Source organism: Pedobacter westerhofensis (genome assembly GCF_900182595.1).
Taxonomy (GTDB): Bacteria; Bacteroidota; Bacteroidia; order Sphingobacteriales; family Sphingobacteriaceae; genus Pedobacter; species Pedobacter westerhofensis.
Map to the genome: position 1 here is coordinate 108,361 of NZ_FXTN01000014.1, position 20,283 is coordinate 128,643.

The window sequence follows — 20,283 nt, forward strand, 5'->3', positions numbered from 1 at the left end:
TCTATGTCGGCAACACAAATAACGTCGTATATACAAATACATCCGCTGGATAACGTACTGGTGGCACTGGTAGATCTGCCTGCGGGAACGCGCATTAACTTCAACGGACAAAGCTTTGATCTGCTGACAGCCGTGCAGGCCAAGCATAAGTTTACGCTGACGGCGCTTGCGCCCGGCAACCAGATCCATATGTATGGAGTACTGGTGGGCAAAGCGAGTGAAAATATTCCGCTTGGCACAGCCATTACCGTAGATAATGTAGTGCATGCGGCAGAAGACTATGCCTTGGGTGAAAGAAAAACCCAATGGCAGCAACCTGATGTATCTGCCTTTGCAGACCAGACCTTCATGGGCTTTCACCGTGAAGACGGAAGTGTGGGCACAGCCAATTACTGGATCGTGATCCCTTTGGTGTTTTGCGAAAACCGTAATGTTGAAGTGCTCAAAGAGGCACTGATCGGTAAGCTTGGCTTTAAAAAGCCAAAAAGCTACGAAAATGAAGTAGACAGTTTAATTGCGCTTTATCACACCGGGAAATCGGTTGAAGACATTTTAAATGCCGACCTGCAGCGCTCTGTTGTAGTAAGTCCGGCAAACCAATTGTTCCCAAATATTGATGGTATTAAATTTCTGAACCATGATATGGGCTGCGGCGGTACCAGAATGGATTCTGATACCCTATGCGGTTTACTGGCGGGTTATATCACACATCCCAATGTGGCCGGGGCAACGGTACTGAGCCTGGGCTGCCAGCATGCACAGGCAAGTATCCTGCAGGACGAGATCAGAAAACGTGATCCTGATTTCAAAAAGCCGCTCGTAATCCTTGAGCAGCAGAAACTGGGCACTGAAAGCAAACTGCTGGAAGAAGCGCTCAAGCAGACTTTTGCGGGACTGATGCAGGCCAACCAGCAGTATAGAAGTCCGGCGCCCCTGTCCAAATTGTGTATAGGATTAGAATGCGGAGGCTCTGACGGTTTTTCAGGGATTTCTGCCAACCCTGCACTTGGACACCTTTCAGATATCCTGGTTACCCTGGGCGGCAGCGTGATCCTTGCCGAATTTCCCGAGCTATGCGGGGTAGAGCAGGAGCTGAGCGACCGCTGCGTGGATGTGCCAACAGCTGAACGTTTTATGGGCCTGATGACAACCTACAATGCCCTCGCGGAAGCAACCGGCTCAGGTTTTTATGCCAACCCTTCACCCGGAAACATCAAGGACGGCCTCATCACTGACGCCATCAAATCTGCCGGCGCGGCCAAAAAAGGTGGAAATTCTCCGGTAACGGCAGTTTTAGATTATCCTGATAAGGTTTCCAAACCGGGATTGAACCTGCTGTGCACCCCCGGCAGTGATGTAGAAAGTACCACCGCCGAGGTGGCTTCCGGCGCAAACATTGTGCTGTTTACTACTGGCCTGGGCACGCCTACCGGAAATCCTGTAGCCCCGGTAATCAAGATCTCTACAAATACAGCTCTATATAATAAGATGCCTGATATTATTGATATCAACTGCGGAACCATCATTGAAGGCAGGGAAAGCATCGAAGAGGCTGCCGAGCGTTTGCTCAGGTATATGATCGACGTAGCCAGCGGGAACATCAAGCCTAAGGCCGTGGAGCTTGGACAGGATGATTTTATCCCCTGGAAAAGAGGTGTTTCATTATAATTTGAGAAATTCATTAACATTGAACATATGTTTAGTTTAGAAGGAAAAACAGCAATCATCACCGGCGGTGGAAGTGGTATCGGAAAGGCTATTTCTGTACTATTTGCCGCGCAGGGTGCCGCGGTGCATATCATTGAGCTCAATGCTGCGGCAGCTGAGGAAACTGTAAAAGAGATTAAGGAAAAACAGGGACTTGCATTTGCGCACGGATGTGACGTAAGCAGTCAGCAGGAAGTAGCAAAAATCTTTACTCAGATCGGGAAACTGGATATCCTGGTAAATAACGCTGGTATTGCCCACATCGGAAAAGCCGATACAACAAGCGAAGAAGATTTTACAAAAGTATTTGAGGTGAACGTCAAAGGTGCATACAATACTTTGTTTGCCGGGATCCCTTTACTGAAAAAAAGTAAAACCGCCGTGATCCTGAATATGGCATCTATTGCCGCAGTAGTAGGGATTACCGACAGGTTTGCCTACTCCATGAGCAAGGGCGCTATCTTTGCAATGACGATGTCTGTAGCCAGGGATTATATGGCAGATGGGATCCGCTGTAACAGCATTTCGCCGGCAAGGGTGCATACACCGTTTGTGGATGGCTTTATTGCTAAAAACTATGCCGGCCAGGAAGAAGAAATCTTCGCAAAACTTTCAAAAAGCCAGCCTGTTGGCAGAATGGGCAGACCGGATGAGGTTGCCTCACTGGCATTGTACCTTTGTGCCGAAGAATCCGGATTTGTAACAGGAAATGACTATCCGCTTGACGGAGGATTTATAAAACTTAATAACTAATACTGATATGAAGCTAATAAGATGGGGTGAAGCCGGTAAAGAAAAAACTGGCGTGATCATTAACGATGTAAAATACGATACTTCGGCTTTCGGCGGAGATTACAATGAAGAATTTTTTGAGGACAATGGACTGGAAAGACTCGAAGAATTTGTAAAAGCCAATGATGGCGCGCTGATTGAAGTTCCCGCAGGTGCACGTTTGGGTTCTCCGATTGCCCGTCCTTCAAAGATTGTTTGTATAGGATTGAACTATGCCAACCACGCTAAAGAAACCAATGCGCAGATTCCTGCCGAGCCTATTATATTCATGAAATCTACCACCTCACTGGTGGGGCCAAATGATCCGATTGTGATTCCGAAAAATTCTGTTAAAACAGATTGGGAAGTAGAACTTGCGGTGGTGATCGGCAAAAAAGCATCTTATGTAGACAAAGCCGATGCGCTTGACTATGTAGCGGGTTACACCCTGCATAACGATGTTTCTGAACGCGAATTTCAGCTCGAAAAAGGCGGTACCTGGGATAAAGGTAAAGGCTGCGATACTTTTGCACCTATGGGGCCCTTCCTGGCAACACCTGATGAACTGGGAGATGTAAATAACCTTCGCCTCTGGCTGAGCGTAAACGGTAAGATGATGCAGGACGGAAATACATCTGATTTTATCTTTGATGTGCCTACGGTAGTTTCTTACCTGAGCCAGTTTATGACACTGCTTCCGGGTGACGTGATCTCTACAGGAACACCTGCAGGAGTAGGATTAGGATTTAACCCACCGGTGTACCTGAAAGAAGGCGACGTGGTAGAATTGGGAATTGACGGACTTGGAGCTGCTAAACAGGAGCTTAAAGCCTATGTAAAACAGGGATAAAATCATTATAATGGATTTGCAGTTAAAAGATAAAGTGGTAATCGTAACCGGTGGCGCAAAAGGAATCGGAGAAGGAATTGTGCGCCAGCTGGCCGCCGAAGGTGCTATACCCGTGATCGTAGGCCGTAATGAAGCAGATAACAACAGGCTGCTGGACGCCATTTCGGTACAAGGCCTCCAAGCCTTTCAGGTGGTTGCAGAGCTGACTGATCCGGAGCAGGCAGGTATTACTGTTCAGCAGGTGGCCGAAAAATTCGGACGGATTGATGGCCTGATCAATAATGCGGGCGTAAATGATGGTGTAGGCCTTGAAAGCGGAAACTATGATGCTTTTGTGAGCAGTCTGCATAAAAATGTGATCCATTATTACCTGATGGCACAGCATTGCCTTCCCTGGTTAAAGAAAAGCAAGGGAGCTATTGTCAATATTGGTTCAAAAGTAGCCGAGACAGGTCAGGGCGGAACTTCTGCATACGCCGCATCCAATGGCGCCAGAAACGCGCTAACCAGAGAATGGGCTGTAGAACTTTTGCAATACAGCATCCGCGTAAATGCGGTGATCGTGGCAGAATGTTATACACCGCTTTATGAAACCTGGATCAACTCGCTGCCTGATCCTGAAGAGAGGCTAAAAGCTACACTGGCAAAGATCCCGCTTGAAAACCGGATGACCACGGCAGAGGAGATTGCAAACGCAGTTTTGTTCCTGTTGTCTGAAAGATCAAGCCACACTACAGGACAGCTAATGTACGTAGACGGTGGTTATGTTCATTTAGACAGATCGGTTAGCGCTTAGATTTTATATATTTGCAAAATGTTCAGAAGCATTCTTGCACATCTACTCATTTTTACAACGCTGGCAGCAAATATCAGTCAGCTGTTTGTATATGCAGGTTTTGAACTGAACCAGAATTATATCGCCTCTGCACTGTGTGTCAACCGCGATAAACCTCAGCTGCACTGTAATGGTAAGTGTTACCTGATGCGGAAGCTCAAACAGGCGGAGCAAAAAGAAAAAAGCAGGGACCGTGAAGAGCAGCGGTCTTTATTCCAGCAGGGGGTAGTAGTTGAAAGACTGACATTTTCTCCCTACGCAGTGCATATCTCTGTGGAATACCAGAGTGAAATACCATTTCGCCTGCCTCAGTTTGCTGCTGATATCTTTCAGCCTCCACGCGCATAAAATCCTTATTGTATAACACCGGTATCAATTGATACCGGTGGTTTTTTTATGGACTTTTATTTCGCAAACTAATGAACATCATCAGATACATCATTGTGCTTGTTGTTTTCGCTATACTTAGTGTTGGCGCGCAGGCACAGGATAAAGCCGTTACAGGCAATATATACGACTCCCAAACCAAACAGGCACTTGCCGGTGTAAGTATTAAAAATGCCAAGGATCAGGTTCTTGCAGAATCAGACCGCTATGGCCATTTCTCATTTCAGCAATCGGGTTCTGACCACCTGATCAGATTTGTATTGGTGGGCTTTAAAACGCAGGCAGTAGACTACACTGAAAAGGCTGATGTCATAAATATCCAGCTGGATGCCGACGAATCTAACCTGAACGAAGTACGTGTAACAGGCTTTGCCGGTAACCGCACCAAAAAGGAAACTGCAGGTGCAATTGCCCTTATTACAAGTAAAGATATCAACAGGGGCAGCGGCATGTCCTTTCAGCAGGCACTGAATGCAATCCCGGGCGTAAGAATGGATCAGAGCACCTTATCAGAAGCCCGGATTTCAATCAGGGGCAATGGAGTGCGTTCTTCCTTTGGGTTGAGAAATATCAAAGTATATCTCAATGATATTCCTGTAACAGAAGCGGACGGAACAACACGCATAGAGGCGCTGGATGTAAACAGTATCGGCAGGGCCGAAGTGATCAAAGGACCTGCATCAAGTATTTACGGTGCTGGAACTGGAGGTGTCATCAATTTTCAGCTGCAGCGTTCCCCGTATGGGGAGCAGAGTTTTGAAGCATCGGCGCTGGCCGGCAGTTATGGCCTGCACCGCCTGGCAGCTACCTACAGAAGCGGAGGCGACCAGATCAACAGTTACGTATCCTACGGATGGCAGGAGTATGATGGTTACCGGCAGCACAGCAATGACATGAGAAGGTTCCTGTCCGGAAATTTCCAGCTGTTCCCCAGTAATAAACGGATCATCACGCTGTTGCTGAACAGGACCACACAATATTCACAAATCCCGGGTTCTTTAACCGCAAGCCAGGTAGAGGCAGATCCAAAACAGGCCAATGCAAGTAATCTGGATAAACAGGCTGGTCGGTATCAAACCTGGACAAGGGTAGGCCTTGGTCAGCAATACAAGTTCAACGATCAGTTTTCGAACAGTACCAGTGTATTTACATATTCGTACGACCTCAACCATCCGCTGCCATACGCCTACCTGCGCAATTTTTACCAGAGCTATGGCGGCCGGACAAGCTTTACCTATGAGCCCGCATTTACTGTACTGCCTACCAAATTTATTGTAGGCACGGAGTTTAATCAGGGGCTTACAAAGGGCACGCAATATGTAAATAATAAGGGACAGGAGGGGGCTTTAACCGCCAATATTGATTACCGAAATACCTTATATTCGCTGTTTTATCAATCAGAAACCCAGCTGGGTAGCCAGACACTGCTTACCCTTGGCCTTAGTTACAACAGCCTCAAATACGATGTCTCCAATTACCTCATTCCGGCACAAAGCGGGATCAAGGATTTTAAACCACAGGCCACACCACGTATCGCCCTGAGCCATAACTTCTCAGAAGCACTGAGCCTGCATGCCAGCGTCAGCTCCGGATTTTCTCCGCCTTCAAGTTCAGAAGTGAAAAATGTTGATGGCTCCATCAACCCAAATCTTCAGGCAGAAAAAGCCGTGAATTATGAGATCAATGCCAAAGGAAATCTTTTTCATTCAAGGTTCAGCTACGATCTGGCGGTTTTCAAAATGGATATGAAGGGAGAACTCATTGCGCAGTCTGTTCAGCAGGGCATTACCATCTATAATAATGCCGGTAAAACTACCCATAACGGTGCAGAGCTGGCTTTATCATGGCAGGCCTTGAAACCGGATGATCAAAATGCAATTGCCAGCCTGAGGCCTTTTGTAGCCTTAACCTATTCAGATTTCACATTCAAGGATTACCAGGTTTTGAATGCAGCTAACCAGGTTACCGCCACTTATAATGGGAATGAGCTGACGGGAGTAGCGCCCTGGGTTTTAAGCGCAGGACTGGATGTAGAAACCCGACTTGGCCTGTATGTTAACCTCAACTATTATTATAATGACAGGATGCCCTTAAATGACAGCAACACAGATTACAACAAATCATATGGAGTAGCCGGTGCTAAAGTTGGTTATAAGAGAAAGCTTGGCCTTTCATTTGAAATGAATATTTACGGAGGCCTTGATAATATCTTTGATGAATCTTATAGTTCTATCATATCACTGAATGCCGCTGCCGCCAGCGGCGGTCAGCCTGCATATTTTAATCCTTCGCCAAAACGGAACGGATATGCGGGATTGTCTCTAAAGTATTTCCTGTAAAAACAAAAGAGGTGCAGCTTTACACTGCCCCCAAAAAGTTAGACACTTTTTGGGGGCAGTGTAAAGCTGCACCTCTTCTTATTCCTCAATATTAGTTATGCGTAATCTTCTGAACCGAGATGTTTCCTGCAGTTGAACCTGCAACATATACAGTGTAGATTTTTCCTGCGGCTAAAGTAGTGATGTCAAAGTTTCCAAGATTGGTAGTTTGTCCTGCTCCGTAAACCTGCAGAGAAAGAATACCAGGTGCCATTGCTACAAAGCTACTGGCATTATCGCGTCCAAGATTGGCAACGATGTTGGTGCCTCCGGCATTTCTGATATCGATACTTGCCGGTGCTGCATCGCTAAGGTGCACAAATCTCACTTTAGCCTGTCCGCTTGCAGGGGCAGTAAGGTCATCTTCATAAAGCTTTACCCTTGCAGATTGTCCGTCGCCAGCCAGGAATACAGTATACGTTTTGCCACGGTCAACATTAAAAGTACCTGTTGCATATGCTGTTGCTGAACCGTCATTGCGGAACTGTAATTCCAGGTTATTGCCAGAGTTGGTAATCACGTAATCTTTTTCATTACCAAACGCAAGCCCGCTTTGTACAATAGTTTTGTTGGCCAGGTAAAAACCCTGTGGGGTAGAAGTTGGAGAAGCATTTACAACTTTAATACTTGCAGTACCAGAATCATCCACGTCATTTTTGCTGCATGAAGAAATAAATACTGATACTGCCAGAACTGCTGCTCCGGTAAATAGATTTTTAAATAATGATTTTGTTTTCATATAAGTAATTTTTTATAGGTAATATGCACACAACATTAGTGTCGTGATTCTCCTCATTACAACTGTTGAACCATGATGTAAAATTATTTCTTATTCATGAGCCTGATGCGCTTATGTGGATAGTAAATCAGCGTGTTAGGGATAACTCAGGTCAATTTACAGGAAAGTCGGGTATTCTCAAAAGGTGTATATAAAAACAGACAATGCTGTTTTAAGCGGTAGTCAGCCACCAGGTGTTTCCAAAAGGATCTTCCACACCTCCGCATCTTCCGTAATCCATGTCGGTAACCACAGTCACGATAGAAGCCCCGTGAAATATCGCGCGGTTAAATGCTTCGTCGGCATCACCTACGTAAATAAAAAAATTACCAGCCGCTTTTCCATATTTATCCTTTGCCTCTGAGAGCAATATCACAGTATGCCCTATTTTGATCTCTGCATTCAGCACCGTGCGGTTATCTTCAGCCATATTGATTAAAAGTACTTCCGCATTAAATACAGTTTGGGCAAACTCAATAAAAGCTACTGCATTTACCAGCATGAGGTAGGGTATAATAGTCTGTTGATCTTTATAATTTTTCATTTGTCTTTGTCGTGCTTTTTTTGTCTTCAGGACTCACCAGCCGGTGAATGTCGTGAAGATTGTTACGGTTTATCATGTTGCATAACAAATAATTTTAGGAAGGGTTTGTTTTGAAAAAAACCGTTGTGGCGTGATGGCTCCTTTTTAAATATTAAATCATTTTAGCAACTTCATTTTTCCACTTTTTTGATTTCATAATAGGTTAATTCCTTGATAAATAATAAATTTGAAAGGTAAATCACATTCCGCTGCAATACTTCTGCTGTTTTATTTGCGCAATTCGCTAAGCATTCTAATTTCAAGTCAAACGCCTCCTTTTTATACAGTCTGACTATGAAGTTAAAGTTGTCAGAATGTAAAATTTAATCTTGCACGTGTTAATTTTTCCGATATTGTTAAGAACAATGATGGAAATTGTAATCTGATTTCTATTTTTGCCTGGATGAGAGGGATGGATTCTGCCTTAAAAGTCCGCTGTCTCAAAAATTAAGGATAACCAATTTCGATAATGCAAAACCAGGAAAAAAAAATCAGAGTTGCAATTTTAGGCGTAGGCAATTGCGCAAGCTCGCTCGTTCAGGGCGTAGAATATTATACAAAGTTTACTGATAAAACATCAGGTTTAATGGCTGATGATATCGGTGGATACAAAGCAGCAAACATAGAATTTGTTTGTGGATTTGATGTAGATGAGAGAAAGATCGGCAGCCCCTTAAAGGATGCTATTTTTGCCAAGCCAAACTGTACGATGGTATTAAATGCCGATATCGAGTCGCAAGCTCCAATTTACAGGTCTCCTGTAATCGATGGTGTGTCTCCTCAAATGTCTACCTATCCTGAAGCCAACAGGTTCGTGATCAAAGACGAACTTAAAAATACAGATCTGCTTAAGGATGGTATTTCATATGATAAAAACCAGGTGAATGCATTACGCGAGGAAATCATCGCTCATTTACGTGAGCATGATGCCGAAGTACTCATCAACTATCTGCCCGTTGGATCACAGCTGGCAACAGAATTTTATGCAGAGATCTGCCTTGAACTGGGCATCTCACTCGTAAACTGTATACCGGTATTTATTGCTTCTGATCCGGTTTGGGAAAAAAGATTTATCGATGCGGGTATCCCGATCATTGGTGATGATATGCGCAGCCAGTTTGGTGCAAGTATCGTATCTCAAATGCTGCAGGAACTTGCCTTTGAAAGAGGCCACCATGTGAAAGCACACATTCAAAGGAACGTTGGCGGCAACACAGACTTCCTTAACATGGAAGATAAGAACCGTTTAAAATCTAAAAAAATATCTAAAGAGAACGTGATCAGGGCGCAGAATGATATCAGGGGTATCTCTACGGAAGACAGTTTCTTGCATGCAGGCCCTTCTGAATATATAGCTTTTTACGGAGATAACAAGGTAGCTAACTTCCGTCTGGAATTAGAAGGCTTTATGGGTGCGCCCGTAGTGTTTGATGCACAGCTTTCTGTTCAGGATTCTCCTAACTCCGCAGGAGTGGTAATTGACGCAATCAGATACGTATACGTAGCCAGAGAATTAGGCCTGGTAGGCGCATTGAGAGGCCCTTCTGCATCTACACAGAAAACCCCGCCAGAGCAAATGATGTTCAGCGATGCAATCTATGAATGCCATGCACTTGCAAAACGTGAATTAACAACTTCTACAAGGAAACAACTGAAAGTTGCAGTAGCACAGGCTGTATAATATAAAAGTACAGACCTTATAAAAAATAAACCCCGCTTAGGATTCGGCCTGAGCGGGGTTTATTTTTTACTGGCAATTATGAGGTGATATTAACCCTTGTTCTTTAGTAGCTTATCAATCTTCTTCTCAAACTCTTCTTTAAATTTCGTGTAATACTCGCCAGTTCCCGGGCCAAAGAAATCCGTAGTGATCTCCGCTACCTTACCGCTTCTGTCCAGGATCAGTGTAGTAGGGAAAACCTTGATCCCTGTTAACTGTGGCAAAGTTTTTTCGGTGCGCTGCGGATCTGATACCGTAACCGGAGTAATGAGCAGGGGATAATGTACGTCAAAGCGTTTTTTGAATTTGCTTAAACTTGCTTTTGAGCGTGCCAGATCAGTAGTGTATTCATAGGCAAGGCCTATCATCTCCACACCGCGTTGTTTGTTTTTATCATAATAGGCACTCATGAAAGCAGTTTCATCCATACAGTTGGGGCACCATGAACCCATCAGCTGGATGACTACAACTTTGCCCTTAAAACGTTCATCTTTGATCGATACCTGTTTTCCGTCCAGGTCAACAAAAGTAAAATCAAGTGTACCATCCTGGCCATCTTTGATCCTGGTTAAGGTTTCTGAGGGTAAGAGCACATTCGGATCTTTTAATGCCGACCATTCCTGAACAGGCGCCTTGCTGCTGAACATTTTTGCTTCGCTTAGTTCTTTCCCCTTTACCTTCGCTGTAAAAAGCATGGCATGTACACCATCAAAGGTTGAAAGCTGTAGAAGATCGCCTGTAACAGTTCCAGCGAGAAATCGGTAGTCACCAGAGTTGGTAAGGATTGATCCTGTTACCACATTGCCCTTCTGTGCAAAGTTACCAATAGCAGGCCCGCCGCCTTTCATGAAATCAATTTTCCATTTTCCCTCAACGTTTACTGCTGCATTTCCGTTCACAGCTGCAAAGCGGTAAGCCTGTTTCGCAGTCGCGGTAAATGGCATTTCCAGATCTTTAACAGAACCTCTCTTAATCCATGTCCCGGCAATACTATCTTTTGATATGATTTTGAGTTTGAATGATGATTCAAATACCGGCATATCAATAAATAATGAATCGTTAACCCTGTTCACATCTTTTACCGGCACCCTTTCCAGGCCGTTTACCACATACAAAATCGTTTTTCCCTTTTGTTGTTCCACATCAAGATTAAAGATGATATTGTTTCCATCTTCTCTGTGCAGGGCGGCACGCCATCTGCCTTGCTGAAGGACCGGATCGGCTTTTGTGCCATACGACAGCAGGCCCAGCAAACTGAATATTGAAAGCGCTTTTAACATAGGTAAGTTTTTTATTGTCTTTGAAACAGGTGAATATAACAGTATAATTGATGCGAAGATAACATTCTTATTAAAATCTACTGATTATATAGAGTAACAGTATTGTCACCAATATAAATTGATAAAATAATCATCTGCCTGTCAGGCAAATTGCGTATATTCAATATGCCAGATTATTTATCATGAACAGGTTAAAGGTTATCTTTGTCACATTGCTGCTGTATGCCGGGCTCCCGGTAGTGCAGGGGCAGGAGAAAGCTGTGCCGGTCGACTTCTATGGTCATAATTTTTATTTTGTTCCAGAGGGTACAATCGCTGCAGACCTTCCCAAAGATCCTTCGGCAGCAGCAGTAAAGCAAGCATACACATCCATTGAAGCTGCCAACTACAGGCCGCTGATCGATTCGCTTTTGGCTTACAAGGAAAAATATCAGCTGAACGACTGGCTGTACTATCAGCTGATCCGCAAGGTGGCGCAGCAACTTTGCCCCAAAGAGCAGAACTATGGCAGCTATACCTTTTATAAATGGTTTATGCTGGTTAAATCCGGCTACGATGCCCGCCTGGCACTTAGCGGGCACAGGATGATATTTTATGTTTTCAATGATGAAGATATATCTGATATTCCGTTTTTTGAGGTAGATGGGAAAAAGTACATGTGCCTCAACTACCATGATTATGCCCAATCCAATCTCAATGATGATCCCCCGGTTCCGGTAAAAATTGAATGCCCATCCGCTAAAAATCCCTTTTCCTACAAAGTTACACGCATGCCGGATTTCAGTCCCGCCAGTTACACCGAGAAAAAACTGAACTTCACCTATGATCATCAGCAATATCATTTTACTATCAAACTCAATGCGGCGGTAAAAACTATCTTTGCCAACTATCCCGGAGTAGACTTTGAGACCTATTTTAACATTCCCCTCAGCAAGGAAACCTACAGCTCCCTGATCCCCTTACTGAAAAAAAACATCGGTAAAATGGACCAGAAGAAAGGGGTAGATTATCTGATGCGCTTTACACGCTACGCTTTTTTGTACGAGAACGACCAGGAGAACTTTGGCAAAGAAAAACGCATGTCCCCGGAAGAGACGTTATCTTCCACTTACAGCGATTGTGATGACCGCGCGGCACTGTTCTTTTACCTTGTCAAAGAGATATACAACCTTCCGATGATCGCTCTGCTCTACCCAAGACATATTACGATGGCTGTAGCCTTCAGTAAACCCGTGGGAGACCCTATCTGGTACGGGGGAAAAATCTATTCTGTGTGTGAAGCTACTCCCGAAATTGAAGACCTGCCTGTGGGCAAACTGGCAGCAAATCTTAAAAACGTACCGTATCATATTGTTTATCACTACGATCCCCTGTACTGATAACGCCCTGCGATTATTTTTTACAGAATCAAATATACACTTGTAAGCTGCGTGATAAAAGTGTACAATTGCAGTTGATGGAAATGCAACAAAAACTCAGGCCTGTCATGTTCGTAGGAACATCATCTGATGTAGGGAAAAGTGTGATCACAGCGGGATTTTGCCGGATATTTAAGCAGGACGGCTATGCACCTGCACCTTTCAAGGCGCAGAATATGTCGCTCAACAGTTATGCCACCCCCGAGGGACTGGAAATTGGGCGTGCTCAGGCCGTACAGGCCGAAGCTGCAGGAATTCCCTGTCATACAGATATGAACCCGGTTTTGCTCAAACCTACCTCAGATAAAACCTCGCAGGTGATCCTCAACGGCAAATCCATCGGCAACCAGACTGCAAAGGAATACTTTATGTCGGGCGACCGGTCTGCTCTCTTTGAGGAAGTTAAGCTGGCATATTCCCGTCTGGCCTTAAGATATCATCCCATCGTGATGGAAGGCGCAGGAAGCATTTCAGAACTCAACCTCAAAGCAAGGGACATCACCAATATGCGCATGGCTATTGCTGCCGGTGCCGCCACCTATCTGATTACTGACATCGACAGGGGAGGTATCTTTGCCAGTTTGTATGGTACCATGCAGTTGCTGGAGCCTGCCGAGCGGGCCTGTATCAAGGGGATTATCATTAATAAATTTCGTGGTGATGCCGCATTGTTCCAGGAGGGGAAAAAGATTATTGAAGAACTTTGCAAAGTACCTGTGATTGGCATCCTGCCATACTTCAGGGATATTTTTATCGAAGAGGAAGATTCCGTAGCCCTGGAACAGAAAAAAAGAGAGCCGGTAAAAGATAAGGTTAACATTGCCGTAGTGCTGCTCGGCAGGATGTCTAATTTTACGGATTTTGATCGTCTTGATAAAGATGAGCGGCTCAATTTATATTATACCCACACGATATCGGGAATCAGCGGAGCAGATATCATTATCCTGCCCGGAAGTAAAAACACAATCGAAGATCTGATCGGGCTCAGGAATAACGGAATGGCAGCAGCGATCATCAGCGCACATAAAAGTGGTAAAACGGTGATCGGTATATGCGGTGGTTATCAAATGATGGGCGAAACAATTTCAGATCCCCTGCATGTAGAATCATTGCACGGCGAAATTACAGGGCTTGGAATTTTGCCTGTACAGACCGTGCTGCTCGCAGAGAAAACCACCAGGCAATGCAGCTTCAGCTTCAGGGACCGCGCTGAGCAATGCAAAGGATACGAAATCCATATGGGCGAAACTACAATATCAGCCGGTACGGAACAGAAAAATCAACTCAGTATGAGGCATCAAACCGCCGTACTGTCTGACGGGCAGCCTGACGGTTATTATCTTTCAGATAAATGCTGGGGTTCCTATCTTCATGGAATCTTAGACAATGCCGTAGTGATCAATGATCTTGTTGCCCCTTATACAGATGTAAAGGTTGAAAGCAGAGATTACCAGTCCTTCCGCGATGAACAATATGATAAGCTGGCGGCCTTATTAAGGGCGAACCTGGATATTGAACAGGTTTATCAGCATTTAAAATACTAGCAATGCTTAAGGGACACGGAGACGACGGATATTTACACGGTAAGCCTGTACTAGCTGATTTCAGTACCAATGTATACCATGGCGGGGCACCCGCAGGTTTAAAGGAACACCTGTTTGCACAATGGGACAAGGTGATGCGCTATCCCGAAGTGATTGCGGAAAGCCTCGCTGAAAAAATCGCCGGAGCATACGGTCTTTCTGATCAAAATATCCTGGTGACCAACGGAAGTACAGAGAGCATTTACCTGATTGCGCAGGCCTTTAAAACCCGGAAATCTACAATCGTAATTCCTGCTTTTGCAGAATACGAAGACGCCTGCCGCATGCACGGGCATTCGCTTGATTTTATTCACTGGCAGGATTTCGGCGGAAAAATCGCTGCCGACCTCCTGTTTATCTGTAACCCCAACAACCCTACAGGTGAAATCATAGACAATCTGGAGCAGACTATTTGTCAGTTCCCAAAAACAATTTTCGTTGTAGATGAGGCTTTTATAGAGTTTACTTCTTCAATTACTTCTGTATTGGCACTTACGGTACGATATCCTAATCTGATCATTATGCGCTCGATGACCAAGGCCTACGCCATACCCGGTTTGCGTCTCGGATATATCGTTGCTTCACCAGAACTGATCAATTTGCTCAGATCAGAAAAGCAGCCCTGGACGGTTAATGCCATGGCAATGGAGGCAGGGCATTTTATCTTTGATCATATGGAAAATCTGGCTTTGCCACTGGAGCAGATATTAAAAGATAAAGATAATTTCGTCAGGGCACTGGCAGGTACGCCGGTCAGAACATACCCCAGCCACACTCATTTTTTCCTCGCAGAAACACAAGTTCAAAACGCTGCAAAGCTAAAAAGATGGCTGCTCGATAATTTCGATATTCTAATCAGGGACGCAGCAAATTTCAGGGGACTTTCAGAAAACCATATCAGGATTGCAACGTTAAGTCCTGAGAAAAACCAAATATTAATCAACGCTTTATCAGAATGGATACAGATATAATCATCATCATTCCGTTGCTGGCAGGATACCTGCTGGATCTGGTACTTGGCGATCCGTACCGTCTGCCACATCCGGTTCGCTTTTTTGGTACCCTTATCGGCATTGCCGAACGACGGCTGAATAATGGAAAATACCGTTTTTTGAAAGGCCTGGCCATGGTGCTGCTGCTTTGCACAGGCATATACTTATTTTTTTACAGCATTGTCCATTTTTTACTCGTGTATTGTGTGCCGCTGTACTTTCCTTTTGCTACCGCCTTTATATTTTACGGGCTTGCCAATCAAAGCCTGATAACAGAAGGGAAAAAAGTGTTCGATGCCCTGCAGCACAAGGGGCTGGAGGCAGGCAGGGAACAACTTTCCTGGATTGTAGGCCGTGATACCTCTCAGCTCAGCGCACAGCAGGTCCGTACGGCAGTTTTCGAAACCATGTCAGAAAACCTCAGTGACGGGGTAGTGGCGCCCTTGTTTTTCTACTTTATTGCAGGTGTACCGGGGATGCTTACCTACAAAATGATCAATACACTCGATTCTATGATCGGATATCGCAATGAAAGATATGAGTACTTTGGTAAATTCGCAGCACGGCTGGATGATGTTGCCAATTTTATTCCTGCGCGCATCACCGCAATACTGATGCTGCTGGTTACGCTAAGCTTCCGCGGATGGCGTTTTGTGCTCCTGTACGGACATCAGCATAAAAGCCCGAACGCCGGTTACCCTGAGTCGGCACTGGCCGGAATCCTGGATGTACGCTTCGGCGGACCAAACATTTATCATGGAAAGATGGTAGACAAACCCTATATTGGTGTCAATAACAGGCAAATCAAACACGAAGAATTCAAAGTAGTAAGCAGTATCAATCAGGGCGTTTGCCTCATCATGGTCCTATCCATTGTGATCTACTTTTTTCACTTTTAATCCAAAATGGACCATAACAGAAGATATGTGATCACCGGAGGGCCGGGTTCGGGAAAATCCACGCTTGTAGAAGGACTGGAAAAAGCAGGCTACACCTGCTCTGCCGAGATTTCAAGGGAGATGATCAAAGCTGAGGTGGCCAAAGGCTCCAACTGCCTTCCCTGGCTGGATATTTCCTGCTTTTCTGACAAGGTGATCGCCGAAATGACCCGGGCATGGAAAAAGGCTCCGGAAAACGAAATGACGTTTTTTGACCGTGGCATCCCTGATGTAATTGCCTACCTGCGGATTGCCAATCTCCCTGTTCCTCAAAGCTATCTGTCCGGTTTATCAGCGCATCCCTATGAAAAACGGGTGTTTATTCTTCCGCCATGGGAAGAGATTTATGTAAACGACTCCGAGCGCTGGCAAAGTTTTGAAGAAGCCACAGCGATCTACCATATCATCCGGGAAACCTATACCGGCTTTGGCTTTGAACTGCTCGAACTGCCAAAGGCATCCGAAGAGCTCCGCATTTCCTTTATTTTAGATGCTGTAAAATAATTGGTTCCTGATTTTATTAATGTTGAAATTTTTGTCTTAGGTTTGCAGCATTAGGTAGTATTTCTTAGGAAATGCTTTAATAGGGAATGCTGGTGTAAATCCAGAACAGTCTCCGCTGCTGTAAACCTCATCAAAAATAACTGTTAACAGGCCACTTTCCGCAAGGAGGGGAAGGCAGCAGTTAGAGGAAGTCAGAAGACCTGCCTTATAAATGTTTACTTACGCTTTCGGAAGAAAGGCTAACAGTTATGATGAGAAAAACAAACTATCCTTCACTTACAGGAACATTCTTCTGTTTGCTGGTTTTCCTGTTGCTGAGCAGTTCATGCAGGCAGGCGCCCGCTGCAAAAAAACAAACGTCCGCAAGAACCGGCAGTGCAGAAATCAGGTATGCCCAGGGCTTTCGTATCGACTATTTTGACAATTATAAGTTGCTGAGCATCTATTCCGGTATAGGGCATGCGGCCGATACTGCCCAATACGTGTTGCTCAAGAAAGGCGCAAAAGCTCCTGAGGGTTATACCAAAGCACAGCTGATTACCATTCCGGTGCAAAACCTGGTGGCGATGGCTTCCACACATGTGGCCCAGGCAGAATTTGCAGGCGTGACAGACGCGATCATTGGCCTCGGCAGTTTTAAATATATCACCTCTCCCGCTGTGCGGAAAAATATCGCTGCTGGCAAAGTAAAGGATGTGGGCGTTGACGGAACCATGAACGATGAAATGCTGATCAGCATGAAACCCGGTCTGGTGATCGTAATGGGCAATCCCGATGCCAAATTCACAAAATATGCTACGCTTACCAATGCCGGTGTACCGGTAATGCTCAATTCTGAATGGCTGGAAACCACGCCGCTTGGACGTGCCGAATGGGTAAAGGTAATGGCTGCATTAACCAATAAGGAAGAGTTTGTAAATGCAAAGTTTGATGCGATAGAAAAAGAATATCACCGTCTGGCAGAGATCGGCAGGAATGCAAAAACCAAACCTGCTGTTATCAGCGGAATGCCCTACAAAGGAGTATGGAACGTGCCCGATGGGGATAGTTATATGGCACAGTTTTTTAAAGACGCCGGAACAAAATACAAATGGAGCAGCGTAAAAGGTAAAGGCAGCCTCGCCCTCAACTTCGAAACTGTTGCGCCCGAGGCCCTAAAGGCAGATTTCTGGATCAATGCGGGTTATGTGGATTCTAAAAAAGATATCCAGGCCCTGGATGCCCGGTACGCTGACTTCAAACCCTTTAAAAGTGGGACAATTTTTAACAACAACAAAAGGGTAAACGACCTGGGATCTAATGATTACTGGGAATCAGGTTCGGTAAGCCCGCAGCTGATCCTGGCCGACCTTATCAGGATCCTTCATCCCGAACTGCTGCCGGGGCATCAGCTGGTATATTATAAACAACTGAACTGATTGTTGGCAGCGCTGCGCCGATTACACCGCTGGCTAAACTCATTTTCGCAAAATTTACACAATTGAACAAGTTAAAAATTCTGGTATTGCTGTCGCTGCTGGTGATTGCTTTCCTGCTTGATGTAGCCTTTGGTTCTGTGCATATTCCTGTAAAGGAAGTGATCAGGGTATTGTTTACACCATACGCCAGTAATGAAAGCTGGATCTATATTATTGAAAAGATCAGGCTGCCCAAGGCGCTCACAGCCATTATTGTGGGCTGCGGGCTATCCGTCAGCGGATTGCAGATGCAAACCATTTTCCGTAACCCGCTGGCCGGCCCCTCGGTGCTGGGCATTACCGCTGGTGCAAGCCTCGGCGTGGCCCTCGTGATGTTTTCCGTAGGCAGCCTCACTAGTTTGTACACCATCAGGGAACTGGGGCTGTCCGGAAGCTGGCTGATCATTATTGCTTCCTCTTTGGGTGCAGCGCTGATTATGCTGGTGATTGTATCCATATCATCCTCCTTAAAAGACAATGTCATTGTGCTGATCGTTGGGGTCATGATCGGAAATATCACCCTTTCGCTGATCAGTATCTGGCAGTACTTCAGTTCTCCGGAGCTGATCAAAGATTACCTGATCTGGACTTTTGGCTCGCTCGGCGGAGTCACCGGGAACCAGCTGCTGATCCTTGCAATCGTAGTTTCCCTGGGACTGGTGATCTCCTTTCTGTCCTCCAAAATGCTCGACGCGCTGCTGCTTGGAGATAACTATGCGCGCAGCATGGGCCTTACCGTAAAGCGCGCCCGTCTGGTCATTGTGCTCAGCACCAGCATCCTTGCCGGTGGGATCACTGCCTTTTGCGGACCTATCGCTTTTATCGGGATCGCAGTGCCCCACCTTGCCCGGGCGCTGTTTAATACTTCAAATCACCGTGTACTGATCCCTGCATGCTGCCTTATAGGGACAGTATTAATGCTTACCTGTGATATTGTAGCTCAATTGCCCGGAAGTCAGACAGTTTTACCAATTAACGTAATTACAGCTTTAATCGGTTCACCGGTGGTGATCTGGATCATTGCAGGGCCACGCAAACTAAGGGGATTCTGATGGAAAATGTGGTCTTACAAACTACCGGGCTTCATATCGGTTATCATGCCGGTAAAAAACAGGCCAGCACCATTGCCGGTCCCCTGGATTTATCCCTGTACCCCGGACAGATGATCTGTGTGCTTGGGCCAAACGGCTGCGGTAAATCAACGCTGCTCCGCACAGTTTCGGGTCTGCAGCAGGCAGTTTCCGGATCGGTTGTCCTAAACGGGCGCGATCTGTCCCGCTTAAAACCTGCTGAACTGGCACGGCAGATAAGTTTGGTGCTTACTGATAATATCCGAAACGGCAACCTCGATGTGTATTCAGTGATCGCCCTTGGCCGCTATCCTTACTCGGGCTGGCTTGGTATATTGAACGAAGCGGATAAAGCTGCTATCAGCAAAGCCGTACAGATGACAGGCACAGCTGAATTCCTGAACCGTAAAATAGATAGCCTCAGTGATGGCGAATGTCAGAAAGTATTGCTTGCGCGGGCGATGGCACAGGATACGCCCCTGATTGTTCTGGATGAACCCACCGCACATTTAGACCTTCCCAGTCGCATCCAGCTGATGCGGCTGCTGCATCAGCTGGCAAAAGAAAGCCCAAAGGCGATCCTTATTTCCACACATGAACTGGACCTGGCACTGCAGGTTGCGGATCAGATCTGGCTGATGGACAGCAATGGCCATCTGGCGGCCGGACTGCCGGAAGAACTGGTCTTAAACGGTGCTTTCCGGCAGGCTTTTGATAAGGACGGAATTTCATTTGATGCTGCAACGGGCACTTTCCCCGTCCATATCACCGCTAAGGAAGATGTAGCTGTACATGGCGATGGAACCGCCGCTTTCTGGACCAGGAAAGCCCTGATCAGAAAGGGCTACGCCATAAGTACATCGGGCAATGCCAGTATCCTGATTACGATAGCTGAAAACCCCGAAGCAACACAATGGACAATGAAAACGACAGGGACTGAACAAAAATTCTATTCGATCAGAGAATTTCTTGAGGCTCTGTAGGCCGTTCTCCCGTCATCACAAACAACAATAAATCAATATAAAACAAGCA

General features: G+C 45.6%; 18 protein-coding genes and 1 riboswitch. Of the genes, 15 read left to right on the top strand and 3 right to left on the bottom strand.

What is annotated here, in order from left to right; translation table 11 throughout:
* Nucleotides 1-3: 3 nt before the first annotated feature.
* From FN831_RS23950 to FN831_RS23975, 6 genes are all read left to right on the top strand, one after another.
* Complete coding sequence (locus FN831_RS23950) at nt 4-1,668, top strand: UxaA family hydrolase (protein WP_142530744.1); 1,665 nt, start codon at nt 4-6, stop codon at nt 1,666-1,668.
* A 27-nt stretch (nt 1,669-1,695) separates the two neighbouring features.
* A complete protein-coding gene (locus FN831_RS23955; protein ID WP_142530745.1) occupies nt 1,696-2,460 on the top strand; it encodes an SDR family NAD(P)-dependent oxidoreductase in 765 nt (254 codons plus the stop codon).
* Between the two features lie 7 nt (nt 2,461-2,467).
* Nucleotides 2,468-3,328 carry a fumarylacetoacetate hydrolase family protein gene (locus FN831_RS23960; protein ID WP_142530746.1) on the top strand — a complete coding sequence of 287 codons (861 nt, stop codon included), beginning with the start codon at nt 2,468-2,470 and terminating at the stop codon, nt 3,326-3,328.
* Nucleotides 3,329-3,338: 10 nt separating this feature from the next.
* Nucleotides 3,339-4,124, top strand: coding sequence for an SDR family oxidoreductase (locus tag FN831_RS23965; RefSeq protein ID WP_142530747.1), 786 nt, complete (start codon nt 3,339-3,341; stop codon nt 4,122-4,124).
* An 18-nt stretch (nt 4,125-4,142) separates the two neighbouring features.
* Complete coding sequence (locus FN831_RS23970; protein WP_142530748.1) at nt 4,143-4,511, top strand: hypothetical protein; 369 nt, start codon at nt 4,143-4,145, stop codon at nt 4,509-4,511.
* A gap of 71 nt (nt 4,512-4,582) precedes the next feature.
* Nucleotides 4,583-6,889, top strand: a complete 2,307-nt coding sequence (locus tag FN831_RS23975) for a TonB-dependent receptor domain-containing protein (RefSeq protein ID WP_142530749.1) — start codon at nt 4,583-4,585, stop codon at nt 6,887-6,889.
* A 91-nt stretch (nt 6,890-6,980) separates the two neighbouring features.
* On the opposite strand, the gene FN831_RS23980 is transcribed toward FN831_RS23975, so the two are convergent.
* Together FN831_RS23980 and FN831_RS23985 are read right to left on the bottom strand one after the other, a co-directional pair.
* Nucleotides 6,981-7,667, bottom strand: coding sequence for a DUF4397 domain-containing protein (locus FN831_RS23980; RefSeq protein ID WP_142530750.1), 687 nt, complete (start codon nt 7,665-7,667; stop codon nt 6,981-6,983).
* 211 nt (nt 7,668-7,878) lie between these two features.
* Nucleotides 7,879-8,250, bottom strand: coding sequence for a VOC family protein (locus FN831_RS23985; RefSeq protein ID WP_142530751.1), 372 nt, complete (start codon nt 8,248-8,250; stop codon nt 7,879-7,881).
* Between the two features lie 508 nt (nt 8,251-8,758).
* Between FN831_RS23985 and FN831_RS23990 the strand changes: the two genes are divergently transcribed.
* The gene (locus FN831_RS23990) at nt 8,759-9,970 is read left to right on the top strand and encodes an inositol-3-phosphate synthase (RefSeq protein ID WP_142530752.1); all 1,212 of its coding nucleotides are present in this window, start codon (nt 8,759-8,761) and stop codon (nt 9,968-9,970) included.
* A gap of 89 nt (nt 9,971-10,059) precedes the next feature.
* Here FN831_RS23990 and FN831_RS23995 read toward each other — a convergent pair whose 3' ends face one another.
* A complete protein-coding gene (locus FN831_RS23995) occupies nt 10,060-11,289 on the bottom strand; it encodes a peroxiredoxin family protein (RefSeq protein ID WP_142530753.1) in 1,230 nt (409 codons plus the stop codon).
* 182 nt (nt 11,290-11,471) lie between these two features.
* Between FN831_RS23995 and FN831_RS24000 the strand changes: the two genes are divergently transcribed.
* The 8 genes from FN831_RS24000 (at nt 11,472) to FN831_RS24035 (ending at nt 20,234) form a co-directional block, all read left to right on the top strand.
* Nucleotides 11,472-12,668, top strand: coding sequence for a hypothetical protein (locus FN831_RS24000; RefSeq protein ID WP_142530754.1), 1,197 nt, complete (start codon nt 11,472-11,474; stop codon nt 12,666-12,668).
* A gap of 77 nt (nt 12,669-12,745) precedes the next feature.
* A complete protein-coding gene (locus tag FN831_RS24005; protein ID WP_221931399.1) occupies nt 12,746-14,251 on the top strand; it encodes a cobyric acid synthase in 1,506 nt (501 codons plus the stop codon).
* Nucleotides 14,252-14,253: 2 nt separating this feature from the next.
* On the top strand, nt 14,254-15,261 hold the full coding sequence (locus FN831_RS24010; RefSeq protein WP_142530755.1) for a pyridoxal phosphate-dependent aminotransferase: 1,008 nt from the start codon (nt 14,254-14,256) through the stop codon (nt 15,259-15,261).
* A complete protein-coding gene (cbiB, locus tag FN831_RS24015) occupies nt 15,246-16,181 on the top strand; it encodes an adenosylcobinamide-phosphate synthase CbiB (protein ID WP_142530756.1) in 936 nt (311 codons plus the stop codon). The genes FN831_RS24010 and cbiB overlap by 16 nt, the downstream gene beginning before the upstream one ends.
* A 6-nt stretch (nt 16,182-16,187) precedes the next feature.
* Nucleotides 16,188-16,724, top strand: a complete 537-nt coding sequence (locus tag FN831_RS24020) for an AAA family ATPase (RefSeq protein ID WP_142530757.1) — start codon at nt 16,188-16,190, stop codon at nt 16,722-16,724.
* A gap of 36 nt (nt 16,725-16,760) precedes the next feature.
* A riboswitch (cobalamin riboswitch) is annotated at nt 16,761-16,946 on the top strand.
* Nucleotides 16,947-16,972: 26 nt separating this feature from the next.
* Entirely contained in the window at nt 16,973-18,142 is a 1,170-nt protein-coding gene (locus FN831_RS24025) for an ABC transporter substrate-binding protein (RefSeq protein WP_142530758.1), read from the top strand.
* Nucleotides 18,143-18,204: 62 nt separating this feature from the next.
* The gene (locus tag FN831_RS24030) at nt 18,205-19,233 is read left to right on the top strand and encodes an iron ABC transporter permease (RefSeq protein WP_221931400.1); all 1,029 of its coding nucleotides are present in this window, start codon (nt 18,205-18,207) and stop codon (nt 19,231-19,233) included.
* Entirely contained in the window at nt 19,233-20,234 is a 1,002-nt protein-coding gene (locus tag FN831_RS24035; RefSeq protein WP_142530759.1) for an ABC transporter ATP-binding protein, read from the top strand. The genes FN831_RS24030 and FN831_RS24035 overlap by 1 nt, the downstream gene beginning before the upstream one ends.
* Nucleotides 20,235-20,283 lie beyond the last annotated feature (49 nt).

Excerpts from the sequence above, each read along its gene's own strand:
- FN831_RS23995 (WP_142530753.1), bottom strand. The coding sequence starts at position 11,289 with ATGTTAAAAGCGCTTTCAATATTCAGTTTGCTGGGCCTGCTGTCGTAT.
- FN831_RS23985 (WP_142530751.1), bottom strand. The coding sequence starts at position 8,250 with ATGAAAAATTATAAAGATCAACAGACTATTATACCCTACCTCATGCTG.
- FN831_RS23950 (WP_142530744.1), top strand. The coding sequence starts at position 4 with ATGTCGGCAACACAAATAACGTCGTATATACAAATACATCCGCTGGAT.
- FN831_RS24035 (WP_142530759.1), top strand. The coding sequence starts at position 19,233 with ATGGAAAATGTGGTCTTACAAACTACCGGGCTTCATATCGGTTATCAT.
- cbiB (WP_142530756.1), top strand. The coding sequence starts at position 15,246 with ATGGATACAGATATAATCATCATCATTCCGTTGCTGGCAGGATACCTG.
- FN831_RS24000 (WP_142530754.1), top strand. The coding sequence starts at position 11,472 with ATGAACAGGTTAAAGGTTATCTTTGTCACATTGCTGCTGTATGCCGGG.
- FN831_RS24020 (WP_142530757.1), top strand. The coding sequence starts at position 16,188 with ATGGACCATAACAGAAGATATGTGATCACCGGAGGGCCGGGTTCGGGA.
- FN831_RS24025 (WP_142530758.1), top strand. The coding sequence starts at position 16,973 with ATGATGAGAAAAACAAACTATCCTTCACTTACAGGAACATTCTTCTGT.
- FN831_RS24005 (WP_221931399.1), top strand. The coding sequence starts at position 12,746 with ATGGAAATGCAACAAAAACTCAGGCCTGTCATGTTCGTAGGAACATCA.
- FN831_RS23975 (WP_142530749.1), top strand. The coding sequence starts at position 4,583 with ATGAACATCATCAGATACATCATTGTGCTTGTTGTTTTCGCTATACTT.
- FN831_RS23990 (WP_142530752.1), top strand. The coding sequence starts at position 8,759 with ATGCAAAACCAGGAAAAAAAAATCAGAGTTGCAATTTTAGGCGTAGGC.
- FN831_RS24010 (WP_142530755.1), top strand. The coding sequence starts at position 14,254 with ATGCTTAAGGGACACGGAGACGACGGATATTTACACGGTAAGCCTGTA.
- FN831_RS23955 (WP_142530745.1), top strand. The coding sequence starts at position 1,696 with ATGTTTAGTTTAGAAGGAAAAACAGCAATCATCACCGGCGGTGGAAGT.
- FN831_RS23965 (WP_142530747.1), top strand. The coding sequence starts at position 3,339 with ATGGATTTGCAGTTAAAAGATAAAGTGGTAATCGTAACCGGTGGCGCA.
- FN831_RS23970 (WP_142530748.1), top strand. The coding sequence starts at position 4,143 with ATGTTCAGAAGCATTCTTGCACATCTACTCATTTTTACAACGCTGGCA.
- FN831_RS23960 (WP_142530746.1), top strand. The coding sequence starts at position 2,468 with ATGAAGCTAATAAGATGGGGTGAAGCCGGTAAAGAAAAAACTGGCGTG.
- FN831_RS23980 (WP_142530750.1), bottom strand. The coding sequence starts at position 7,667 with ATGAAAACAAAATCATTATTTAAAAATCTATTTACCGGAGCAGCAGTT.